This window comes from Cellulomonas sp. NEAU-ZC6 (assembly GCF_056844425.1).
Genome location: NZ_JBXFYH010000001.1, coordinates 1,034,016 through 1,055,575, shown reverse-complemented (window position 1 = coordinate 1,055,575; position 21,560 = coordinate 1,034,016). Strand labels below are relative to the sequence as shown.

General features: G+C 76.4%; 20 protein-coding genes, 2 tRNA genes and 1 pseudogene. 4 read left to right on the top strand and 19 right to left on the bottom strand.

From position 1 onward, the window contains the following. Positions 1–11 precede the first annotated feature (11 nt). The 4 genes from AC1050_RS04880 to AC1050_RS04865 all read right to left on the bottom strand — a co-directional run bounded on the left by AC1050_RS04880 (position 12) and on the right by AC1050_RS04865 (position 5,249). Positions 12–1,079 carry an aliphatic sulfonate ABC transporter substrate-binding protein gene (locus AC1050_RS04880; RefSeq protein ID WP_482386244.1) on the bottom strand — a complete coding sequence of 356 codons (1,068 nt, stop codon included), beginning with the start codon at positions 1,077–1,079 and terminating at the stop codon, positions 12–14. A 45-nt stretch (positions 1,080–1,124) separates the two neighbouring features. After that, positions 1,125–1,961 carry an ABC transporter ATP-binding protein gene (locus AC1050_RS04875; protein WP_482387241.1) on the bottom strand — a complete coding sequence of 279 codons (837 nt, stop codon included), beginning with the start codon at positions 1,959–1,961 and terminating at the stop codon, positions 1,125–1,127. A gap of 721 nt (positions 1,962–2,682) precedes the next feature. Next, positions 2,683–3,897 carry a benzoate/H(+) symporter BenE family transporter gene (locus AC1050_RS04870; protein WP_482386243.1) on the bottom strand — a complete coding sequence of 405 codons (1,215 nt, stop codon included), beginning with the start codon at positions 3,895–3,897 and terminating at the stop codon, positions 2,683–2,685. 311 nt (positions 3,898–4,208) lie between these two features. Next, positions 4,209–5,249 carry an LLM class F420-dependent oxidoreductase gene (locus tag AC1050_RS04865; RefSeq protein ID WP_482386242.1) on the bottom strand — a complete coding sequence of 347 codons (1,041 nt, stop codon included), beginning with the start codon at positions 5,247–5,249 and terminating at the stop codon, positions 4,209–4,211. 177 nt (positions 5,250–5,426) lie between these two features. On the opposite strand from AC1050_RS04865, the gene AC1050_RS04860 reads away from it, so the two are divergent. Next, the gene (locus tag AC1050_RS04860) at positions 5,427–5,873 is read left to right on the top strand and encodes a methylglyoxal synthase (protein WP_482386241.1); all 447 of its coding nucleotides are present in this window, start codon (positions 5,427–5,429) and stop codon (positions 5,871–5,873) included. Between the two features lie 102 nt (positions 5,874–5,975). Here AC1050_RS04860 and epsC read toward each other — a convergent pair whose 3' ends face one another. Beyond that, a complete protein-coding gene (epsC, locus tag AC1050_RS04855) occupies positions 5,976–6,683 on the bottom strand; it encodes a serine O-acetyltransferase EpsC (protein ID WP_482386240.1) in 708 nt (235 codons plus the stop codon). A gap of 5 nt (positions 6,684–6,688) precedes the next feature. Continuing rightward, entirely contained in the window at positions 6,689–7,624 is a 936-nt protein-coding gene (gene cysK / locus AC1050_RS04850) for a cysteine synthase A (protein WP_482386239.1), read from the bottom strand. Between the two features lie 431 nt (positions 7,625–8,055). Here cysK and AC1050_RS04845 point away from each other — a divergent pair, with 431 nt between their 5' ends. Continuing rightward, entirely contained in the window at positions 8,056–9,042 is a 987-nt protein-coding gene (locus AC1050_RS04845) for an alpha/beta hydrolase (RefSeq protein WP_482386238.1), read from the top strand. 104 nt (positions 9,043–9,146) lie between these two features. Here the strand turns inward: AC1050_RS04845 and AC1050_RS04840 are convergent. The 4 genes and pseudogenes from AC1050_RS04840 to AC1050_RS04825 form a co-directional block, all read right to left on the bottom strand. Beyond that, positions 9,147–9,506, bottom strand: a pseudogene (locus AC1050_RS04840) (cupin domain-containing protein); the annotation flags it as partial. Between the two features lie 86 nt (positions 9,507–9,592). Beyond that, complete coding sequence (locus AC1050_RS04835) at positions 9,593–10,360, bottom strand: SCO1664 family protein (protein ID WP_482386237.1); 768 nt, start codon at positions 10,358–10,360, stop codon at positions 9,593–9,595. After that, the gene (locus AC1050_RS04830) at positions 10,357–10,911 is read right to left on the bottom strand and encodes a DUF3090 domain-containing protein (RefSeq protein ID WP_482386236.1); all 555 of its coding nucleotides are present in this window, start codon (positions 10,909–10,911) and stop codon (positions 10,357–10,359) included. Before AC1050_RS04830 ends, AC1050_RS04835 begins: the two co-directional genes overlap by 4 nt. 9 nt (positions 10,912–10,920) lie before the next feature. Beyond that, a complete protein-coding gene (locus AC1050_RS04825; RefSeq protein WP_482386235.1) occupies positions 10,921–11,622 on the bottom strand; it encodes an MSMEG_4193 family putative phosphomutase in 702 nt (233 codons plus the stop codon). Positions 11,623–11,672: 50 nt separating this feature from the next. Here AC1050_RS04825 and AC1050_RS04820 point away from each other — a divergent pair, with 50 nt between their 5' ends. After that, entirely contained in the window at positions 11,673–12,953 is a 1,281-nt protein-coding gene (locus AC1050_RS04820; protein ID WP_482386234.1) for a TIGR03862 family flavoprotein, read from the top strand. Here the strand turns inward: AC1050_RS04820 and AC1050_RS04815 are convergent. Further along, positions 12,925–12,995 (bottom strand) — tRNA-Gly (locus AC1050_RS04815). The genes AC1050_RS04820 and AC1050_RS04815 overlap by 29 nt on opposite strands. A 102-nt stretch (positions 12,996–13,097) precedes the next feature. Between AC1050_RS04815 and AC1050_RS04810 the strand changes: the two genes are divergently transcribed. Then, positions 13,098–13,171, top strand: a tRNA-Pro gene (locus AC1050_RS04810). Between the two features lie 43 nt (positions 13,172–13,214). On the opposite strand, the gene AC1050_RS04805 is transcribed toward AC1050_RS04810, so the two are convergent. The 8 genes from AC1050_RS04805 to pcaH are packed head-to-tail and all read right to left on the bottom strand — an operon-like array spanning position 13,215 to position 21,532. Further along, a complete protein-coding gene (locus AC1050_RS04805) occupies positions 13,215–15,104 on the bottom strand; it encodes a phosphoenolpyruvate carboxykinase (GTP) (RefSeq protein WP_482386233.1) in 1,890 nt (629 codons plus the stop codon). 47 nt (positions 15,105–15,151) lie between these two features. Beyond that, positions 15,152–16,366 (bottom strand): acetyl-CoA C-acetyltransferase, encoded by a 1,215-nt coding sequence (locus tag AC1050_RS04800; protein WP_482386232.1) that lies wholly within the window; start codon positions 16,364–16,366, stop codon positions 15,152–15,154. Then, entirely contained in the window at positions 16,359–17,006 is a 648-nt protein-coding gene (locus AC1050_RS04795; protein ID WP_482386231.1) for a CoA transferase subunit B, read from the bottom strand. The genes AC1050_RS04800 and AC1050_RS04795 overlap by 8 nt, the downstream gene beginning before the upstream one ends. Then, positions 17,006–17,788, bottom strand: a complete 783-nt coding sequence (locus AC1050_RS04790; protein ID WP_482386230.1) for a CoA transferase subunit A — start codon at positions 17,786–17,788, stop codon at positions 17,006–17,008. The genes AC1050_RS04795 and AC1050_RS04790 overlap by 1 nt, the downstream gene beginning before the upstream one ends. Beyond that, on the bottom strand, positions 17,763–19,025 hold the full coding sequence (pcaDC, locus tag AC1050_RS04785) for a bifunctional 3-oxoadipate enol-lactonase/4-carboxymuconolactone decarboxylase PcaDC (protein WP_482386229.1): 1,263 nt from the start codon (positions 19,023–19,025) through the stop codon (positions 17,763–17,765). Before pcaDC ends, AC1050_RS04790 begins: the two co-directional genes overlap by 26 nt. Then, positions 19,022–20,221 carry a lyase family protein gene (locus AC1050_RS04780; protein ID WP_482386228.1) on the bottom strand — a complete coding sequence of 400 codons (1,200 nt, stop codon included), beginning with the start codon at positions 20,219–20,221 and terminating at the stop codon, positions 19,022–19,024. Before AC1050_RS04780 ends, pcaDC begins: the two co-directional genes overlap by 4 nt. Next, positions 20,218–20,781 carry a protocatechuate 3,4-dioxygenase subunit alpha gene (pcaG, locus tag AC1050_RS04775; protein ID WP_482386227.1) on the bottom strand — a complete coding sequence of 188 codons (564 nt, stop codon included), beginning with the start codon at positions 20,779–20,781 and terminating at the stop codon, positions 20,218–20,220. The genes AC1050_RS04780 and pcaG overlap by 4 nt, the downstream gene beginning before the upstream one ends. Then, positions 20,774–21,532, bottom strand: a complete 759-nt coding sequence (gene pcaH, locus AC1050_RS04770) for a protocatechuate 3,4-dioxygenase subunit beta (protein ID WP_482386226.1) — start codon at positions 21,530–21,532, stop codon at positions 20,774–20,776. The genes pcaG and pcaH overlap by 8 nt, the downstream gene beginning before the upstream one ends. Positions 21,533–21,560: the final 28 nt, after the last annotated feature.

Below are 21,560 nucleotides of genomic sequence, written 5' to 3'. Positions count from 1 at the left end.
TCGGGGGTGGGTCAGTCGGCGATCGAGGACGGGTCGGCGTTCTCCGCGTACGTGGGCTCGAACAGCTCCTCGAGCGCGGTGTCGATCAGGTCCTGGCTGGCGACGTCGCCGGACTCCACGAAGATCGGGCCGACCACCTCGAGCACCTCGCGCTGCGCCTCGCCCGGGACCGGGTCGATGTCCAGCGTCGTGCGCTCGGTGATGACCTTCTCCGCGACCGCGGGGTCGATGCCGGCGACCTCGGCGAGGATGCTGACGACCTCGTCGGGGTTCTCCTGCGCCCAGGCGCGCGCCTTCTCGTACGCGTCGACGACGACCTGCGCCAGGTCCGGGCTCGCGTCCAGGAAGTCCTGCGTCGCGTTGAGGAACCCGTAGGTGTTGAAGTCGACGTTCCGGTACACGAGCGTCGAGCCGGCGTCGGCCTCGCTCGCCGCCATCAGCGGGTCCAGGCCGGACCACGCGTCCACCGAGCCGTTCTCCAGCGCGGCCTTGCCGTCGGCGTGCTGCAGGTTCTGCACCTCGACGTCGGCCGGGTCGACGCCCGCCTCCTCCAGCGCCTGCAGCAGGAAGAAGTACGGGTCCGTGCCCTTGGTCGCGGCGACGGAGCGACCGGCCAGGTCGGCGACGTCCGTGATGTCCGAGCCCTCGGGCACCACGAGCGCGGCCCACTCCGGCTGGGAGTAGACGTCGATGGTGCGGATGGGCGAGCCGTTGGACCGGGCGAGCAGCGCGGCGGACCCGGCGGTCGAGCCGACGTCCACGGCGCCGGCGCGCAGCGCCTCGTTGGCCTTGTTGGACCCCGCGGACTGCACCCACTCGACCGTGACGTCGTCGCCGAGCGTCTCCTCGAGCCAGCCCTGGTCCTTGATGACCAGGCTCAGCGGGTTGTACGTGGCGAAGTCGACCGTCAGGGTGTCGGCGCTCCAGCCCTCGGCGGACGCGTCGGCCGCGGGCTCCTCGGCCTGGGCCTCGCCCTCGCCGGCGACGCAGCCGGCGAGCAGCAGGGTCGCGGCGACGGCTGCGGCGCCGAGGGCGATCGGGCGGCGCGCGAGGCGGCGTGCGGTGGTTCGGGCGGTCATGGCGGTCTCCTGGGTGGTCGGGTGGTGCGCGGGTGGGGGAGCGGGTCAGATCGAGTGGTGCGCGTCGGCGTCGTGCCGGTGGTGGTGCGTCGGCACGCCGAGGCCGTCCAGCAGCTCGGCGCGCAGCTCCCCGAGCCGGGCGTCCGCGCGGTCGCGGGGCCGGTCGCCGGGGACGGTGATGACCGAGCGGATCGACGCACCGGGGCGCTCGGCCTCGAGCCCGCCGAGCAGGACGACGCGGTCGGCGAGGTACAGCGCCTCCTCGACGTCGTGCGTCACGAGCAGCACCGTCGTGGGCTGCTCGGCGTGCACCTCCAGCAGCAGGTCCTGCATCCGGAGCCGGGTCAGGGCGTCGAGGGCGCCGAACGGCTCGTCGAGCAGCAGCACGCCCGGGCGGCGGGCCAGCGCCCGCGCCAGCGACGCGCGCTGCGCCATGCCGCCGGACACCTGCCGGGGGCGCAGGCCCGCCGAGCCGGACAGCCCGACCAGGTCGAGCAGCCGGGCGACCTGCTCGCGGGACTCGGCGCGCGACGTGCCCCGCGGCACCCCGAGCGCCACGTTGTGCGCCAGCGTCCGCCAGGGGAGCAGCCGCGGCTCCTGGAACGCGACGGCCGTGCGGGCGTCGTACGGGGTGACGGGGGAGCCGCCCAGCAGGATCTCGCCCGCGTCGGGGGCGTCCAGGCCTGCGACCTGGCGCAGCAGCGTCGACTTGCCGCAGCCCGACGGGCCGATGACGGCCACGATCTCGCCGGGGGCGATCTGCAGGTCGACACCCGCCAGCACGGGGCGCGGGCCGGTCGGGGTGGCGAACGTCCGGGCGACGCCGCGCAGGGTGACCGGGCGCGCGAGGGTGCCGCCGTCGGCGGGCACGTCGGCGGGCACGTCGGCGGGCGCGGTGTCGACCGGGGCGGTGCCGGTCGGCGTGGTGCCGGCGGGGACGGCGTCGTCCGGCGTGGCGCCGGCCGGGGCGGTGCCGGTCGGCGCGGTGCTGGTGCGGGCGTGGCTCACGGGGGCTCCCGGGACGTCGGGCCGCGCGGGTGGCGCGGGCGGTCGGGGGTGCTGCGGGACGGCGTGCGCGGTGCGCCGGGCGGACCGGGGCGCGGCCGCGGGGTCACGTGCCGCTGGGCGGCCGGCGCGGCCCGGGTGACCGTCGGCACGGACGCGCGAGGTCGCGCGGGTGCGGTCAGGGCCTGGCGCGGCGGGGGTGCTGCCGCGGGGCGTCGCCGGAGGGTGTCGGGGAGGACGCGGTCAGGCGGCGCGACGGGAGCGCGGACAGCTCGCCGTGGGGCGACAACAGCGGCAGCGCGGGGCCATCGGCAGGCCCGGACGCTGGGTCGTCCGCAGGTGCGTGGACCGGGTCACGGGCCGCCTCCTCTCGCGCATCGCTCGTCGTCTTACATGTCGAGACACAAACGTTCACGTCTCGGGATCACCGCCGACAGTAGCGCCGAGCGCGCCACCGGACAACCCCGCCGCGCCGGAACCCGCCCGCGCCCGCCCCGCGCGCACCCGCTCCCGCGCGCACCGCCGAGCGGGCAGCAGCTGTCCCCTCGTGCCGCGGCGAGGGGACATCTGCTGCCCGCTCGGCGGCGGGCGCGCCTGGTCAGCCGGCCGGGGAGCGGCGGATCGGGTGGAGGACCAGGTGGACCGCGACGCCCGCGATCAGGCCCCAGAACGCCGCGGAGATCCCGCCGACGGCCACGCCCGAGACCGTCACGAGGAACGTCACGGCCGCGGCCTCGCGGTGCCCGGGCTCGCCGAACGCCGCGCCGAGCGACGACGCCAGCGTCCCGACCAGGGCCAGGCCCGCCGCGGCCGCGATCAGCCCCGCGGGCGCGGCGAGCGCCACGGCGGCGACGGCGGCCGAGCCCACGCCGAGCACCAGGTACCCGAGCCCGGCGACGACCGCCGCGCGCCACCGCCGCCGCGGGTCCGGCCCGGCCTCCGGACCGGCGGCGAGCGCCGCGCTGATCGCCGCGAGGTTGATCGCGTGCCCGCCGAACGGCGCGGCCAGCACGGTGCCGAGGCCGGTCACCAGCATCACGGGCCGCAGCGGTGCGACGTACCCGAACCCGGCGAGCACCGCGACGCCCGGGATGTTCTGCGACGCCATCGTCACCACGAAGAGCGGCACCGCCACCGAGACCACGGCCGGCCAGCTGAACGCCGGCGTCGTCCAGGTCAGCGAGGGCACCAGGTCGGGCGCGGCCAGCCCGCGCACGTCCGGCGAGGCGATCGCCAGCGCCACCGCGAGCCCGATCGCCGCCGGCGTCGCCCAGCGCGGCGCGAGCCGCAGCAGCACCAGCCACACCAGCACCACCGGCCCGACCAGCAGCGGCCGGTCCGCCACGGCCAGCACGGGCTGCAGGCACAGGTCGACCAGCACCCCGGCCAGCATCGCGCTCGCCAGCGGCACCGGGATGCGCTGCACCGCGCGCTCGAGCGGCCGCCACAGCCCGACCGCGGCCAGCAGCACCCCGCACAGCACGAACCCGCCGACCGCCTGCGCCCAGCCGCCCGCCGCCGCTCCGGTGGTCGCGAGCAGCGCGGCACCCGGGGTCGACCAGGCGACCGTGATCGGCAGCCGCGTCCGCCACGCCAGCAGCACGGTGGCGGCCCCCATCGCGAGCGTCACGGCGAGCAGCCCCGACGCCGCCTGCGCGGGGGACGCGCCCACCGCCCGCAGCCCGCCGAGCACGACCGCGAACGCGCTGGTGAACCCGACCAGCGCCGTGACCACCCCGGCGGCGACGTGCGTGGCGCCGTCGCGCGGGTCGGCACCGCGGTCGGGGAGGTCGGTCGGGGCGGTCCGGGTCACCCGCCGGACGCTAGCGGCCCCGTGTGTCGCCGGCGTTGCGCCGCGCCCCGCCGGGTGCGCGCTCCGGCACCGGCGGGCGCTCGACGGCGTGCCGGCGCCGTCATCGGCCGGTGCCGCCGCCACCGGCGCGGCCAGGTCGTCACACGTCGGCGAGGTCGTCACGTACGTGTGACGACCTCGCCGACGAATGACGACCTCGGGGCGGGCGGGCGGTCGCGCAGCGGGCGGTCGGGCGACGGGTCCAGGTCCGCGTGGCGACGGGCCGGAGGGGGCGACGGTGCGCGAGCGGGCCGCGCGGGACGCCGGCCGGCTCAGACGTCGGCCAGGAGCGCGGCGATGTCCTGGAGCTGGTCCGGTGCGGCCTGGATCAGCAGCGTCGTCACCGCGGTGTCCCGCCAGGCGGCGGCCTGCGCCCGGACCTCGTCCGGCGGCCCGACCAGCGCGACGTCCCGCACGAGCTCGGTCGGCACGGCAGCGGCGGCGCGCGCCCGGTCGCCGGCGGACCAGTGCGCCTGGATCTCCGCGCACGCCTCGGCGTACCCGAGCCGGGCCAGCGCGTTCGCGTGGAAGTTCGCGCCCTTCGCGCCCATCCCGCCGGCGTACAGCGCGACGAACGGCCGCACGGCGTCGGCGGCGGTCTCGACGTCCGGGCCGAGCACCACGGGCACGGTCGCGGTGACCTCGAACTCCTCGACGGGGCGGGTGCCGGCCAGCCGCCGGTCGAACCCCTCGGCCAGCAGGCCGCGGAACTCGCCGTCGAGCCGCGGCGTGTAGAACAGCGGCAGCCAGCCGTCGGCGATCTCGGCGGTCAGGGCGATGTTCTTCGGCCCCTCGGCGGCCAGGTGGATCGGCAGGTCCGCGCGCAGCGGGTGCACGGTCGACCGCAGCGCCTTGCCCAGCCCGGCGCCCTCGTCCTCGGGGAGCGGCAGCCGGTAGAACGGGCCGCCCGCCCGCACGGGGCCCTCGCGGCGCAGCACGTCCCGGACGACCGCCACGAACTCCCGGGTCCGCGCGAGCGGCCGCGGGTAGGGCAGGCCGTACCAGCCCTCCACGACCTGGGGCCCGGAGACGCCGAGCCCCAGCGTGAACCGCCCGCCGGACAGGTGGTCCAGGGTGAGGGCGGCCATCGCGGTCGCGGTCGGCGTGCGCGCCGCGATCTGCGCGACGGCCGTGCCGAGCCGCACCCGGGACGTCGTCGCGCCCCACCACGCCAGCGGGGTGAACGCGTCGGAGCCGTACGCCTCCGCCGTCCACACGGAGTCGAGGCCCAGCCGGTCGGCCGCCTGCACCGCCTCCGCCGCCCCGGGCGGGGGACCCGCCGACCAGTAGCCGGTGTGGTAGCCGAGCCGCATGCCGCCTCCTTCGCCGGCGCGCTCGCCGGTGAGCGCGTCCGCCGGTCATCGTGCCGTGCCGGGTGCCCGAACGCACAGCGTCCGCTCCACCGGCGCGTCACGACGGCCCCCTACGCTGTGGCCAGGCGCTTCCCCGGGCGCCCGCGCACGTCGCACCACCCACGGAAGGACCCCGCCATGTCCGGCGCCGCCCACCACATCGCCCTCGTGGCCCACGACAACAAGAAGGTGGAGCTGCTGCGCTGGGCCGAGTTCAACAGCGGCACGCTGTCGCAGCACGTCCTGTACGCGACCGGCACCACCGGCACGATGCTCGAGTTCGAGCTCGGGCTGCCCGTGACGCGGCTGCTCTCCGGCCCGGTCGGCGGCGACCAGCAGATCGGCGCGAAGATCGCCGAGGGCATCATCGACATGCTGATCTTCTTCTGGGACCCGCTCGAGCCGCAGCCGCACGACCCCGACGTCAAGGCGCTGCTGCGGATCGCCGCGGTGTGGAACGTCCCGATGGCCGCCAACGTCGCGACCGCGGACATGCTGATCTCGTCGCCGATGCTCAGCGAGACGTGGACCGGCCGCCCGGAGTTCACCCCCCGCGCGTGGGAGGGCGGCGCCCCGCTCGCCTGACGCGTCGCGAGCCGCCGAGGTCGAGGGGTTTGCGCGACACGCCGCGGCGACACGCCGTCGGCGCCCGCGGAACCCTCGACCTCGCGGGGACGCGCGGGGCGGTCAGATGTAGATGGCCGGGTCGTCGACCTCTGGTTCCGGGGCCGCCGAGGCCGGCTTCTGCCGGATCTTCGCCGGCACGCCGACCGCGACCGCGCCCGCGGGGACGTCCTTGAGCACCACCGCGTTAGCCCCGACCTGCGCGTCGTCGCCGATCCAGACCGGCCCGAGCACCTTGGCGCCCGCGCCGATCACCACGCGGTCGCCGACGGTGGGGTGCCGCTTGCCGCGCTTCATGGTCTTGCCGCCGAGCGTCGCGCCGTGGAACAGCACCACGTCGTCGCCGATCACGGCGGTCTCGCCGACCACGACACCCATGCCGTGGTCGATGAACAGCCGGTGCCCGATGGTCGCCCCCGGGTGGATCTCCACCCCGGTGGCGGCGCGGGACACCTGCGACAGGAGCCGGGCCGGCAGGCGCAGGCCCGGCTCCCGCCACATCCGGTGCGCGACCCGGTGCACCCACACGGCGTGCAGGCCGGGGTAGGCGAGCGCGACCTCGACCCGCGACCGCGCCGCCGGGTCCCGGCGCTGCGCGGCGTCCAGGTCCTCGCGCAGGGTGCGAGCGAACCGGCGGACGCGCCGCCAGCGGTCGCCCAGCCCGGCCGTGGCCGTGCGCGGGTCGGACGGCGCGCGCGCCGGGGTGGGCACGTCCCGTCCCTCGGGGCGGGAGGCGCCGCCCGGGCGGGGCAGCCGTGCGGTCGAGGTCATGGTGATCAGTCCAGGAGGTCGGCGTACAGGATGGAGGAGAGGTAGCGCTCGCCGAACGAGGGGATGATCACGACGATCAGCTTGCCCGCGTTCTCGGGGCGCTTGCCGAGCTCGATCGCCGCGTGCAGGGCGGCGCCGGAGGAGATGCCGACCAGCAGGCCCTCCTCGGTGGCGGCCTTGCGGGCGACGGCGACGGCGGTCTCGGCGTCCACGTCGATGATCTCGTCGTAGATGCTCGTGTCCAGGATCTCCGGCACGAAGTTCGCGCCGATGCCCTGGATCTTGTGCGGGCCGGGGGCGCCGCCGTTGAGGATCGGCGACTCGGCCGGCTCGACGCCCACGACCTGGACGCCGGGCTTGCGCTCCTTGAGCACCTGGCCGACGCCGGTGATGGTGCCGCCGGTGCCGATGCCGGCGACCAGGATGTCGACCGCGCCGTCGGTGTCGGCCCAGATCTCCTCGGCCGTGGTGCGGCGGTGGATCGCGGGGTTGGCCTCGTTGGCGAACTGGCGGGCCAGGATGGCGCCCGGGCGCTCGGCCACGACCTGCTCCGCCCGGCTGACGGCGCCCTTCATGCCTTCGGACGCCGGCGTGAGGATGAGCTCGGCGCCGTAGGCGCGCAGCAGCGCGCGGCGCTCCTTGGACATCGACTCGGGCATGGTCAGCACGACGTCGTAGCCCCGGGCCGCGCCGACGAACGCCAGCGCGATGCCGGTGTTGCCGCTGGTGGCCTCGACGATGGTGCCGCCGGGCTGCAGCTCGCCGGACGCCTCCGCCGCGTCGACGATGGCGACGCCGATGCGGTCCTTCACCGAGCTGGCGGGGTTGTAGAACTCGAGCTTGCCGACGATCGTCGCGTCGACGCCCGCGGTCAGCTTGTTGATCCGCACCAGCGGCGTGTTGCCGATGAGCTGCGTCGCGTCGTCGTAGATGCGTGCCATGGGAGATCCATCCGTCCTTCGGGTCGAGCTGGCGGGAGAGCGGGAGGGCGCAGCCGGGACACGCCCGGCCGCGGGTCGAGGGCGAGCGCTGGCCGGTCACGCGGGCCCGCGAGGGTCCGGTGGGCGTCCGCCGGCGTGCGGCGGTGCGGCCAGGGCTCTACGGACAGCGACAGCCGCGCTCGGCGGGGACGTGCGGCGTGGCCGGGGCGGGCACGAGCGGAGCGGTGCTCGACGCGTTGCGCATGCCCGGCTCCCTCTCCCGTCAGGTCGGCGTCAGGTCCGACAGGCCCGACAGTAGCCCCAACACGCGACGGCCCCCAAGAAATCCCGGGGCGTCGGCGTCGCACCCTCCCACCGTGCGTCACCGGCGCGGAGACCGCCACCGGCGGGGGTCTGCCGCCGCGCGGGCCCGCGGTGGGACGATGCCGGTCATGAGGGTCGACGACGCGGTTCCCGACGTGCTGGGCGACGACTGGGTGCAGCGCACCCTGCACCTGGTCCCCGACGCCCAGGGCGACGCGGTCGCCACGCTGGTGCACCGGCGCGACGCGGGCGCGGACCCGGGCCGGCCCGCCGTGCTCTACGTGCACGGCTTCGTCGACTACTTCTTCCAGACGCACGTCGCCGACGCGCTCGCGGACCGGGGCTACGACCTGTACGCGCTCGACCTGCGGGACTACGGGCGCTCGATCCGCAGCGGCCGCGAGCCGAACGACACCCGGTCGCTCGCCGTGTACGCCGAGGAGGTCGACGCCGCGCTGCGCCTCGTCCGGGCCGCGCACTCCCGGGTGGTGCTGCTGGGGCACTCGACCGGCGGGCTGGTCGCCGCGCTGTGGGCGCACCACCGCCGCGCCCGCGGGCTGGTCGACGCCGTCGTGCTGAACAGCCCGTGGCTGGCCGTGCGGGGGTCGTGGTTCGAGCGCCGGGTGCTGGCCCCGCTCATCGACCACGGCATCGCCCGGGTTGCCCCGTGGCTGGTGGTGTCGCACGTGGGTCCGGACTACGGCCGGGCGCTGCACGCCGAGGGCGGCGGCGAGTGGGCCTACGACCTGACCTGGAAGCCGTACGAGGGCTTCCCGGTACGCGCCGGCTTCGTGCGGGCCGTGCGGCGCGGGCAGGCCGAGGTCGCGCGCGGCCTCGACATCGACGTCCCCGTGCTGGTGCTGGCCTCGGACGCGAGCGGCCCGGACGACCGCTGGCACGACCGCCTGCTCACGACCGACTCCGTGCTGGACCCCGCCGACATGCGCCGCCTGGCGCCGCGCCTGGGACGCGACGTCACGTACGAGGAGATCACCGGGGGAGCGCACGACCTCGCGCTGTCGCCGCTGCCGGCGCGCACCCGGTACCTGGACCAGGTGGTCGGCTGGCTCGACGTGAGCCTGGCGACGCGGTCCGCCGGGCGCGGGCGGGCGTAGGTGCAGCTCCGCGGGACGTCCGGAACGCGGTGTGCGGGGACGGCGCCGTCGATGCCGGTGCGGGGTCGGTGGTTGTCGCGGGTGCAGCCTGGCGCCGTTCGGTCGAGCTCGCGCAGCTCGGCGGTCATGTCGCCGCCTGCGTCCCCGGTGTTCACCGTGCCCTTCGGCTCGAACAGGATCGCCTGGACCTCCTCGGGCGCCTTCGGGCAGTGCTCCACCCCGCGCGGGACGACGAAGACGTCCGACGGGTTCAGCACGACGTCACGATCACGCAGCTGGATCGTCAGCTGCCCGCTCACGACCAGGAACAGCTCGTCGGTGTCCGGGTGGGTGTGCCAGACGAACTCGCCCAGCAGCTTCACCACCTTGACGTCGTAGTCGTTGACGCTGGTCAGGCGGTGCGGCTGCCAGTGCTCGGCGATCGCCGAGAGCGCCTCGTGCACGTTGCGGACGTCCTCGCTCATGCGCCGCACGCTATCGACCCGCGCAGCCCCGCGCGCAGCTCGCCCGCCCGCGGCGCCGGCTTCCGGTGGCGCGACCTGGGCCCAGCTCAGAACAGCGGCCAGGGCACCGCGGGCATGTCGCCCTCGGGGCCCGGGAACCGTGCGTCGTCGAGAAGCCGGTCGCAGCGGTCGGCCAGCGCGGCGACCTCCTCGGCGGCGAGCAGCGTCGCGAGGCGGGCACCGAGGTCGCCGTCCAGCCCGCTGCGGACGGCCGCCACCCCGGTGACCTCGTCGTCGGTCAGCTCGTCGCCGAGCCAGCCCCACAGCACGGTGCGCAGCTTCGGCTCGACGTGGAACGTGACGCCGTGGTCGACGCCGAGCCGGCGGCCGTCGGGCATCGGCAGCACGTGCCCGCCCTTGCGGTCGGCGTTGTTCAGCAGCACGTCCAGCACGGCCATCCGGCGCAGCGCGGGGGAGTCCTCGTGCAGCAGGGTCACCGGCCGGCCCTCCTCGTCGCCGCCCTCCAGCACCGTGCGCCAGCCCGCGTCCGGGACGGCGTCCGACGGCACCACGTCGACGGGGTCCTGCGCGCGGTCGGGCTCCTGCCAGAGCTGGACCATGCCGCGGCCGAGGGGCCCGTCGCGCAACCAGGTGCGCGGGACCACGCCCCAGCCGGTCTGCTCGGAGACCAGGTGCGCCGCCACCTCGCGGTGCGCCAGCGTGCCGTCGGGGAAGTCCCACAGCGGCTTCTCGCCCGCGGTCGGCTTGTAGACCACCTGCACGTCGGCGATCCGGGCCAGGAACGTGGCGTTGGACGCCACGGTGATGCGGCCGACGACCTCGAGCTCGCCGTCGACCGGGGCGGCCTCGGTCACGGGGCCTCGGTGGTCCCGCAGACGTGCCCGTCCGGGTCCATCGGCTCGCCGCAGCGCGGGCAGGTGGGCCGTCCGGCCTCGACGACCCGGCGGGCGCGCTCGGCGAAGGCGCGGGCGGTGCCGACGGGCATCCGGACGACCATCGCCTCCTCGGGCTCGGCCTCCTCCAGCGCCTCGGCCTCCTCCTCGGACTCGACCTGGACCAGCGGGTACGCCTCGACGACGATCTGCGCGGTGGCCGGGTCCCAGCTCAGCCGCATCGAGCCGAGGCGGAAGTCCTCCTCGACCGGCTGCTCGACGGGGTCGGCGTCCATCAGCTCCGACATGGCCTGCGCCGGCACGCTGTACCGGTTGCCCTCGTCGGACATGAGCTCGTCGAGGATGACGTCGATCTTCTCCGCGAGCGTCGCGGCCCACTGCTTCTCCAGGGCGACGGAGGTCAGCCGGCGGCCGGTGCGGGCCTGCAGGTAGAACGTGCGCGAGCCGGGGCGGCCGACGGTGCCGATGACGACGCGGTCCGGCCAGTCGTGCAGGTGGAGGAGCGTGGGCATGCCCCCATGCTAGGAGCGGACGCCGACACCGGCACCGGCGCCCCCGCCGACCGGGGCGTCCCCGGCCGGCGCCGCCGCGCGCAGCCACGACAGGTCGCCGCCGTCCGTGTTGGTCGCCACCACGTCGGGGCGGGTCGCGCCGTACCGGACCACCGACACCGACGCGGGGCCGGCGCCGATCCGCTGGAACAGGTCCAGGTGCATCCCGAGCGCGTCGGCGAGCAGCGCCTTGACGATGTCGCCGTGCGTCACCACCGCGAACACCGCTCCGGGACCGTGCTCGGCCTCGATCGCGGCGTCGTGCTCCCGGACCGCCGCGACCGCGCGCGCCTGCATCGCGGCCATCGACTCCCCGCCGGGGAAGATCGTGGCGCTCGGCTGGGTCTGCACGGTGCGCCAGAGCGGCTCCTTCGCGAGCTCGGCGAGCGGGCGGTTCTGCCAGGTGCCGTAGTCGCACTCGGTCACGCGCTCGTCGACCAGCGTCGGGGGCGTCGGGTCCTGCCGGTCGAGGATCGCCTGGGCGGTCTCGCGGCAGCGCTCCATGGGGCTGGTGACGACGGCGACCAGCGGGACGACGGCGAGCCGCTCGGCGGTGCGGGCCGCCTGCTCGTGGCCGGTGGCGTCGAGCAGGACGCCGGGGGTGCGGCCGGCGAGCACGCCGGTGGCGTTCGCGGTGGTGCGGCCGTGACGGACGATGAGGACGGTGGCCATGGGGGCGAGCCTAGGCACGGTCGACGGCCCGCGTGGGCTACCGTCGCCCGGTGCGGACGGCAGGAGTGGTCGGGGGCGGCCCCGCGGGGCTGATCGCCGCCGAGGTGCTGGCCCGGGCCGGCGTGGCGGTCACCGTCTACGACCGGATGCCGTCCGTCGCACGCAAGTTCATGCTCGCCGGCCACGGCGGCCTCAACATCACGCACTCCGAGGACCTCCCGCGGCTGCTCGCCCGGTACGGCGACGGCGACGCGGCCGCGCGGCTCGCACCGATGGTCGAGGCGTTCACCCCGACCGACCTGCGGGAGTGGTGCGCGGGCCTGGGGGAGGAGACCTTCGTCGGGTCGAGCGGCCGGGTGTTCCCGCTGTCGTTCCGCGCGACGCCCCTGGTCCGCGCCTGGCTGGCCCGGCTGGAGGCGCTCGGCGTCGCGATCGAGAAGCGGCAGCAGTGGACCGGCTGGACCGGTGACGGGACCGGCCTGCGGCTCGTGGGCGTCGGCGCGGCCGCCGAGGGCACGCGGCGCGAGGTGCGGCACGACGTGGTGCTGTTCGCGCTCGGCGGCGCGTCCTGGCCACGGCTCGGCTCCGACGGCGGCTGGGTCGAGGCCTTCGCCGCCCGCGGCGTGGCGTCCGCGCCGCTGCGTGCCGCCAACGTGGGGGTGCGGGTCGGCTGGAGCCCGGTGTTCGCCGACCGGTTCGAGGGCGTCCCGCTCAAGAGCGTCGCGCTGGCTGTGCGGGGCCAGGACCGTCCGCCCGTCCGCGGCGACGCGATGGTCACCCGCACCGGCGTCGAGGGCGGTCCCGTCTACGCGCTCGGCGCCGCCGTCCGCGCCGCGCTCGACGCTGGGGCCTGCGCGCTCAAGGTCGACCTGCGGCCGGACCTGCCCGTCGAGCGGCTGACCGAGCGGCTGGCGCGGCGCCGGCCCAAGGACTCCCGCTCCACGTGGCTGCAGCGCTCGATCGGGCTGGACCCGGTCGCCGTCGCGCTGCTGCGCGAGGCCACGGGCAACGCGGTCCCGGACGCCCCTGCCGCGGCCGCCGCGCTGGTCAAGGCGGTGCCGGTGCCGGTGGCCGGGACGATGCCGATCGAGAAGGCGATCTCCAGCGCGGGCGGGATCCGCTGGTCCGAGGTCGACGACCACCTGATGCTGCACGCGCTGCCGGGCACGTTCGTCGCGGGGGAGATGCTCGACTGGGAGGCGCCCACCGGCGGGTACCTGCTGCAGGCGTCGTTCAGCTCGGGGGTGGCCGCGGCGCACGGGATGCTGCGGTGGCTGGATCGGACGCCGGACCGGGGGTCGGAGCGGGTGACGGGAATCGAACCCGCGTAGCCAGTTTGGAAGACTGGGGCTCTACCATTGAGCTACACCCGCGCGGGCCTGCCGAGCAGGCCGCCGGACCAGGGTACCGGGTCCTCCGGCGGTGCTCGGACCAGCGCCCCCGGGACGGGGCCGCCACTAGACTCGCCCGCGACACGGGATGTGGCGCAGGTTGGTAGCGCGTCCGCTTTGGGAGCGGAAGGTCGTGGGTTCGAATCCCGCCATCCCGACCGCCGACGGGCCAGAGGCCCGCCTCGCACTGCCGGGCCCGGCTCACGCGGCGAGCGCAGCCCGCATCCGCGCAAGCCGCGCGAGCAGCACCGCGGGCACCCGGTCCCCGAGCTCGGCGAAGAACTTCTCCGTCTGCTCGACCTCCCGCAGCCACGCGACGCGATCCACCGTGAGCAGCTCGGCCAGGGTCGCCCCGCCCAGGTGGAGCCCGCGGGTGTCGAGGGCGCCGGGCGCGGGCAGCACGCCGACGGGGCTCGCGACCGCGCCGACGTCGGCGTGCTCCTGCCGGGCGTGGTCCACCTGGTCGGCCACCCAGGCGAGCACGCGGACGTTCTCGCCGAACCCCGGCCACAGGTACCGGCCGTCGGCGTCCGTGCGGAACCAGTTCACCTGGAACACCAGGGGGCGGCGGGCGGGGTCCAGCCGCGCCCCGACCTCGAGCCAGTGCGCCCAGTGCCCGGCCAGGTCGTACCCGCAGAACGGCAGCATGGCGAACGGGTCCCGGCGGAGCTCGCCGACGTCGCCCTCGGCGGCAGCGGTGCGCTCGGACGCGATGCTCGCTCCCATGAGCACGCCGTGCTCCCAGTCCTCGGCCTGCAGGACCAGCGGCACGGTCGTCGCCCGGCGCCCGCCCAGGACGATCGCGTCGACGGGGACACCGTCGGGGTCGTCCCAGTCCGCCGCCATCGTGGGGCACCGGTCCGCGGACACGGTGAAGCGGGAGTTCGGGTGGGCTGCGGGGCGACCGGCGGCGCCGTCCGCGGGCGTCCAGTCGGCGCCGGTCCAGTCGACCAGGTGCGCGGGTGGCTCGGGGGTCAGGCCCTCCCACCACACGTCGCCGTCGTCGGTCAGCGCCACGTTGGTGAAGATGACGTCGCGGGCGAGCATCTCGACGGCGGCCGGGTTGGTCCTCGGCCCGGTGCCGGGCGCGACGCCGAAGAAGCCGGTCTCGGGGTTGATCGCGCGCAGCGTCCCGTCGGGCCCCTGCCGCAGCCAGGCGATGTCGTCGCCCAGCGTCTCGACCCGCCAGCCGGGCAGGGTGGGGCGGAGCATCGCGAGGTTGGTCTTGCCGCACGCCGACGGGAACGCGCCGGCGAGGTGGTACCGGCGCCCCCGCGGCGAGGTCAGGCGGATGAGCAGCATGTGCTCCGCCAGCCAGCCCTCGTCGCGACCGATGACGGAGGCGATGCGCAGGGCGAAGCACTTCTTGCCGAGCAGCGCGTTGCCGCCGTAGCCGGAGCCGTAGGACCAGATCTCCCGGGACTCGGGGAAGTGCACGATGTACTTGGTCGGGTTGCAGGGCCACGGCACGTCCGGGCGCTGGGCGCCTGCGCTGTCGACCAGCGGCGCCCCGACGGAGTGCACGGCCGGCACGAACGGCTCGCCGGCGGCCACGAGGTCGAGCACGCCCGTGCTCACCCGCGTCATGACCGCCATGCTGACGACGACGTACGGCGAGTCGGTGACCTGCACGCCGACCCGGGACAGCGGGCCGCCGACCGGGCCCATCGAGAACGGGACGACGTACATCGTGCGGTCGCGCATGGCGCCGGCGAACACCTCGCCCAGCTCGGCGCGCATCGCGTCCGGCGGGCGCCAGTTGCTGGTGGGTCCCGCGTCGGCCTGGCGGCGCGGGCAGACGAACGTGCGGGACTCGACGCGGGCGACGTCGTCGGGGTCCGAGCGGGCCAGGTACGAGTTGGGGCGCCGCCGCGGGTCGAGGGGGATCAGGGTCGAGGCGCGCACCATCTCGGCGAGCAGCCCGGCGCGCTGCGCCTCCGAGCCGTCGCACCACACCACCCGATCCGGCTCGGTCAGGGCGGCGACGGCGTCCACCCAGGCGTGCACGTCCCCGGTGGCGGCGACGGCCGCGACCTCGGCGAGGGTCGAGGCACCGGGCGGGGTGGCCGTGGCGTCGGCGGGCCTGCTCATCTCGCGGTCTCCTCGGGTCGGGGGGTCGGGGGAGGGGGGCCGGGCCGTCAGACCCGCTCGAGGACGGCGGCGAGCGCCTGGCCGCCGCCGATGCACAGGGTCTCGACCGCGAGGGTGCCGTCGACGGCGGGCAGCTCGTGGGCGAGGGTCGCGAGGATCCGGATCCCGGTCGCCCCGATCGGGTGCCCCAGCGAGATCCCGCTCCCGCGCGGGTTGACGCGGGGGTCCTCCGCGTCGATGTGCCAGTCGGCCAGGCACGCGAGCACCTGGACGGCGAACGCCTCGTTCAGCTCGACGACGTCCAGGTCGCCGAGGGTCGCGCCGGCCCGGTCGAGCGCCAGCAGGGTGGCGGGGACGGGTGCGACCCCGAACCGCCGCGGGTCGACGCCGGCGGCCGCCCACGAGCGCAGGCGCAGGCGCGGCACGAGCCCGAGGGCGCGCGCGTGCTCGGGAGTCGTCACGACGCAGGCCGCGGCGGCGTCGTTCTGCCCGCTCGCGTTGCCGGCGGTCACCGTCGCCTCGGGGTCGCTGCCGGCGAGGACCGGCCGCAGCGCCGCGAGGGCGTCGAGGGAGGAGCCGGGCCGGGGGTGCTCGTCGCGATCGACGACGGTGTCACCCCGTCCGCCCGGCACCACGACCGGGACGGTCTCGGCGTCGAACGCGCCCGCCTCCTGCGCCGCGACGGCACGCTGGTGCGAGCGCAGCGCCAGGGCGTCCTGCTCGTGGCGGCCGATGCCGTACTCGGCGCGCAGCGCCTCCGCGGTCCCGACGTTGCCGTCGGGCGTCGGGTAGGCGTCGCCGCCCACGGTCAGCCGCCCGCGGGACAGCGCGTCGTGCAGCACGAGACCGCCGGGAGGCAGCCCCCGCCGGCCCTGCTCGGTGTACAACGGGGCGTTCGACATCGACTCCACGCCGAGGGCCACCACCACGTCGGCGACCCCGGTCTGCACCTCCATGGCGGCGTTGAGCACGGCCTGCAGACCCGAGCCGCAGCGCCGGTCGAGCTGGTAGCCGGTCGTGGTCACCGGGAAGCCCGCGTCGAGGGCGGCGACGCGGCCGATCGCCGGCGACTCCATGGTGGGGTAGCTCTGCGCCCCGACCACCGAGTCGACGGCGGCGCGGTCCAGCCCGGTCCGCTCGACGAGGGACCGCAGCACCGTGGTGGCGAGGTCCCGGGCGGTGAGCGGCGCGAGCGAGCCGCCGAGGCGCCCGACCGGCGTGCGCAGCGGCTCGCAGACGACGACCTCGCGGAGCTCAGGCATCGCCGTCGAGGGCCACGGTCAGGCGCGCCGCCGTCGCGTCGCGCACCTCGTCCACGCTCACGTCCGGGGCGAGCTCCACCAGCACGAGGCCCTCGTCGGTGACGTCGAGCACCGCGAGGTCGGTGATGATGCGGTCGACGCAGGCCCGGCCGGTCAGCGGGAGCGTGCACTGCTCGACGAGCTTGGCCGACCCGTCCTTGGCGACGTGCTCCATCACCACCAGCACGTGCGCGGCGCCGTCGACGAGGTCCATCGCCCCGCCCATCCCCTTGACGATCCTGCCGGGCACCGCCCAGTTGGCGATGTCGCCGCGCGCGGAGACCTGCATCGCGCCGAGCACCGCGTGCGTGATGCGTCCGCCCCGGATCATCCCGAAGCTGGCGGCGGAGTCGAAGTAGGCGGCACCGGGCAGGACCGTGACGGTCTCCTTGCCCGCGTTGATGAGCTTCGGGTCGGCCTCGCCCTCCCACGGGTACGGCCCGACGCCGAGGATCCCGTTCTCGGAGTGCAGGACCACCTCGACCCCGGGCGGCAGGTGGTTCGGGATCAGGGTCGGCAGCCCGATGCCGAGGTTGACGTAGGCGCCGTCGGGCAGCTCGCGGGACGCGCGTGCGGCGATCTGGTCGCGGGTGCGTGGCATCAGGACTCCTCGGGTCGGGGCCGGACCGTGGTCTTCTCGACGGGCAGCTCGGCCGCCTGGGCGGGCGTCAGCAGCACGACCCGGTCGACGTAGATGCCGGGCAGGTGGATGTCGTCGGGGTCGAGGTCCCCGGGCTCGACCAGCCGGTCGACCTCCGCGACCGTGAGCCGGCCGGCCATCCCCGCGAGCGGGTTGAAGTTGCGGGCCGACTTCTCGAACCGCAGGTTGCCGTGGCGGTCGCCGACCGCCGCGCGCACCAGGCCGTAGTCGGTGCGGATGGCCTCCTCCAGGACGTAGTGGCGGGTGGGCCCGAGCGCGGCGAACGGACGCAGCTCCTTGGGGTGGCTCGCCCGGGCGACGGTGCCGTCGGTCGCGTACCGCAGGGGGATCCCGCCGTCCGAGACGGCGGTGCCCGCCCCGGCGGGGGTGTAGAAGGCCGGGATGCCCACGCCACCGGCCCGCAGCCGTTCGGCGAGGGTGCCCTGCGGGATCAGCTCCACCTCGAGCTCGCCGTTCAGGTACTGCCGGGCGAACTCCTTGTTCTCGCCGATGAAGCTGGCCACCACCCGGCGGATCCGGCCCGCGGCGAGCAGCTCGCCCAGCCCCCAGCCGTCGAGGCCGCAGTTGTTGGAGACGACCTCGAGGCCGTCGACGCCCCGGGCGAGCAGGGCGCGGATCAGGGTGACGGGGACCCCGGACAGCCCGAAGCCGCCGACCGCGAGCGACGAGCCCGGGGCGATGTCCGCGACGGCCTCGTCAGCCGTCGCGACGGTCTTGTCCATGCCTGCCTCCGTCCGTGTCCGTGTTCGTCTCCGTGCCCGTGTCCGTGCCCGGGGGAACGTGCTCCGGATCGGCGAGGGCCTCCCGGACGACGGCCATCGCGCTGTTCGCCGCGGGGAGGCCGGCGTAGAGGGCGGTGTGCAGGACCACCTCGGCGACCTCCTCGGGTCGCAGCCCGTTCCGGACGGCCGCGCGCGCGTGCAGCCGGACCTCCGCGGTGTGCCCGCCCGTGACGAGGCTGGCCAGGGTGGCGATCGAGCGCTCCCGCCGGGACAGCACCGGGCGGTCCCAGACCTCGCCCCACGCGTACCGGGTGAGCAGGTCCTGGAACGCGGCGGTCAGGGGAGTGGTGGCCGCGACGGCGGCGTCGACGTGGGCGTCTCCGAGGACGGCACGCCGGACCCGCGTCCCCCGCGCCCGGGCGTCCGGGGCGTCCGGGCCGGCGGACGGGCCGAGGTGGTCGCGGACCAGCGCGGCCACCTCGGCGGGCGCCTCGAGGGGTGCCAGGTGGCCCGCGGGCTCGAGCGTGACGTGCGTGGAGCGGGGGAGGACCGCGGCCAGCTCGCGCACGGACGCCGGCGGCGTCACCTCGTCGTACCCGCCGCTGACCAGCAGCGTCGGGACGGAGACCGCCGCGGACGCCGCCGACCGGTCGAACCGCGCGAGCGCCTCCGCGCACCGCGCGTACGACTCGTCGTCCACCCCGATCAGCGCGTCGAGGGCGCGCGCCACGACGCGCTGGTGCCGCTCGGGGAAGCCCGGTGCGAACCAGCGCGCGGCGCTCGCGGCGACGAGCGACGCCGTCCCCCCGGCGCGGACGCCCGCCGCGCGGTCTGCCCAGCCCGCGGGGGTGCCGATCCGCGCGCCGCTGCAGCACATCGTCAGCGTCCGCACCCGGTCGGCGTGCGCGAGGGCGAGCTCCAGCGCGACGGCTCCGCCGAGCGACACCCCTGCGACGTGGAACGACCCGCCACCGGCCTCGTCGACCACGGCGAGGACGCCGTCGGCGAGGTCCGCGACGGTGAACGGCCCGTGCGCGGGCGGGCTCGCGCCGTGGCCCGGCAGGTCGACCCGCAGTACCCGCAGCGGTGCGGTGGCCGGGTCGGCGCGCAGGTGCGCCACGACGCCGTCCCACAGCTCGCCGGTGGTGCCGAGCGAGGGGAGGAGGACCAGCAGGTCCTGGTGCGTCGCGGGCACGGCTCCGGGCGCGAAGGAGCCGCGCAGCCGGGGCGGGCTCATCGGGGGCCCCCGTCCGAGCGGTGGACGACGCGCTCGAACCGCGCGAGGGCGTCGTCCACCGCACGGCCGCACGCGACGAGCGTGACCGCGTCGGGCTCGGGCAGTCCGGCCGCGCGCAGGTTGCGCAGCGCGGCCTCGCGGTGCGCGGCCAGGGTCCGGGCCGTGCGGTCCGCGGTGCCGGCGGATCCGCAGCCGAGCCGGAGCAGGTCCAGCAGGGCGCGCCACTCCGCGTGCCACTCGCCCGCGGGCCGCTCGTCCACCGCCACGGCGGCGCGGGCGACCGTCGACAGCAGGCCCGGGGCCTGCACCGCGGCGGCGCACATCGCGACGGGGCCGACCGCGTTGCGCTTGTGCGGCATCGCCGACGACGTGCCCGAACCCGCCAGCCCGATCTCGTCGACCCCGTCGCGCGCGCCGGCGAGCAGGTCGCGCCCGATCCGCCCGAGCGCCAGGCTCGCGGTCGCCGCCGCCGTCGCCACGCCGAGCACCGGCGTCCGGTCGGTGTGCCAGGACCGGCCGGGGTCCTCCAGCCCGAGGCCGGCGGCGACGGACGCCCGGAGCGACGCGGCCGTCCCGGCCCGCCCGGCCTCGCGGTCGGCCTGCTCGCCCGTGCCGACCGCGCCACCGAGCTGGACGGGCAGGTGCACGGCGTCCACGGCCGCCACGGCCGAGCTGACGCCGTCCAGCCAGACCGCCGCCTGGGCCCCGAGGGTCGTCGGCGCCGCGGCACGACCCAGCGTGTGGGCGAGGCGGGGTGCGGCCCGCTCGGCGTCGGCGAGGGTGGCCAACGCCCTCCCGGTCGCGACCAGCGAGACCCGCAGCCGTGCGAAGGACTCCCGCGCGACGACCATGAGCGCCGTGTCGAGCACGTCCTGGCTGGTCGCGCCCGCGTGCAGCCGTCCCGCCGCGGCACCGTGCTCGTCGAGCAGCGCCCGGAGCTGCTCGACCAGGGCGACGACCGGGGCGCCGTCGCGGGCGACGCCGGCGACGAGCGCGTCGCGGTCCAGGCGCTGCGGCGTCGCCGGCTGCTCGAGCACCCGGGCGGCGTCGTCGTCGCCGCCTCCGTCCTCGGCCACCCACGCCCGCAGGAGGGCGGCCTCCACCCGCACCATCGCCGCGAGCACGTCGTCGTCCCCCGGCGCGTCGGGGGTGCCCGCCGTGACGGGCTGCAGGAGGCCCCAGTCGGCGGCGGTCATCGCGGCGCGCCGTAGTCGAGGAACACGGTCTCGCCGGGTCCCTGCAGCCGGAGGTCCAGGCGGTAGGACCGCGGGCCGTCGACGGCGGCGACGAGCGTCGCGCGACGGGCGGGGTCCACGCGGTTCAGGAGCGGGTCGGCCGCGTTCGCGGCGTCCTCGTCGGCGAAGTAGGCGCGGGTGAGCAGGTGGTCGAGCAGGCCGCGGGCGAAGACGGCGAGCACGACGTACGGTGCCGCACCGCGGCGGGACGCCCCGGGCTTGACGGTGCTGAACGCGTACGCGCCGGCGCGCGAGGTCGCCGCCCGGCCGAACCCGGTGAACCCGTGCGGGTCCCGGTCGAGCGAGCCGCGCTCGCGGGACGGCTCGCCGCCCGCCCGGGCACCCCAGAGCTCGATCAGGGCGTCGGGGACGGGCGCGCCGGCCCCGTCGAGGACGAGGCCGTGCAGCCGGACGGCGTCGGGCTGCCACGGGGCACGGACGACGGGACCGCCGTCGTACGCGAGGGCGAACCCGAAGAACGGTCCGACCGTCTGACCGGGGGTCGGCAGGTGGTCAGGCATCGTGGTCGTGCTCCGGCTCCGACCAGGTCGACCGCGGGCCCGTCAGGACGACGTCCCAGCGGTACCCGAGCGCCCGCTCCGGCTCGCCGACCTCGTGGTCGTACGTCGCGACGAGCCGGGCGCGCGCGGCCGGGTCGGCGATCGACTGGTAGATCGGGTCGAGCCCGAACAGCGGGTCGCCCGGGAAGTACATCTGCGTGACGAGCCGCTGGGTGAAGGCGGTGCCGAAGAACGAGAAGTGGATGTGCGCGGGGCGCCAGGCGTTGCGGTGGTTGCGCCACGGGTAGGGACCCGGCTTGATCGTCGTGAGCCGGTACGAGCCGTCGTCGCCCGTGACGATCCGGCCGACGCCGGTGAAGTGCGGGTCGAGCGGCGCCGGGTGCTGGTCCTGCTTGTGCGCGTACCTGCCGGCCGCGTTCGCCTGCCAGACCTCGACGAGCTGACGCCGCACGGGCCGCCCGTCGCCGTCCAGGACGCGGCCGGTGACGACGATGCGCTCGCCGAGCGGCTCGCCGGCGTGCTGGACGGTGAGGTCGGACTCGGACGACGCCACGTCCGTGTGCCCGAACGCGGGCGAGGTGAGCTCGATCTCCTCGGGGTCGGCGCGGACGAGCTCGTGCGTCGGGTGCCGCAGCACGGAGGACCGGTACGGCGCGAAGTCCCGGCGGGGGTGCAGGGCGCCGCCGCGGTCCGTGCTCCGGTGCGCCTCGGCGATCTCGGCCGAGATGCGCTCCTGGGTCGCCTCTGTCATGTCGCTCCTCTCGGGGGTGCGGGGTCGG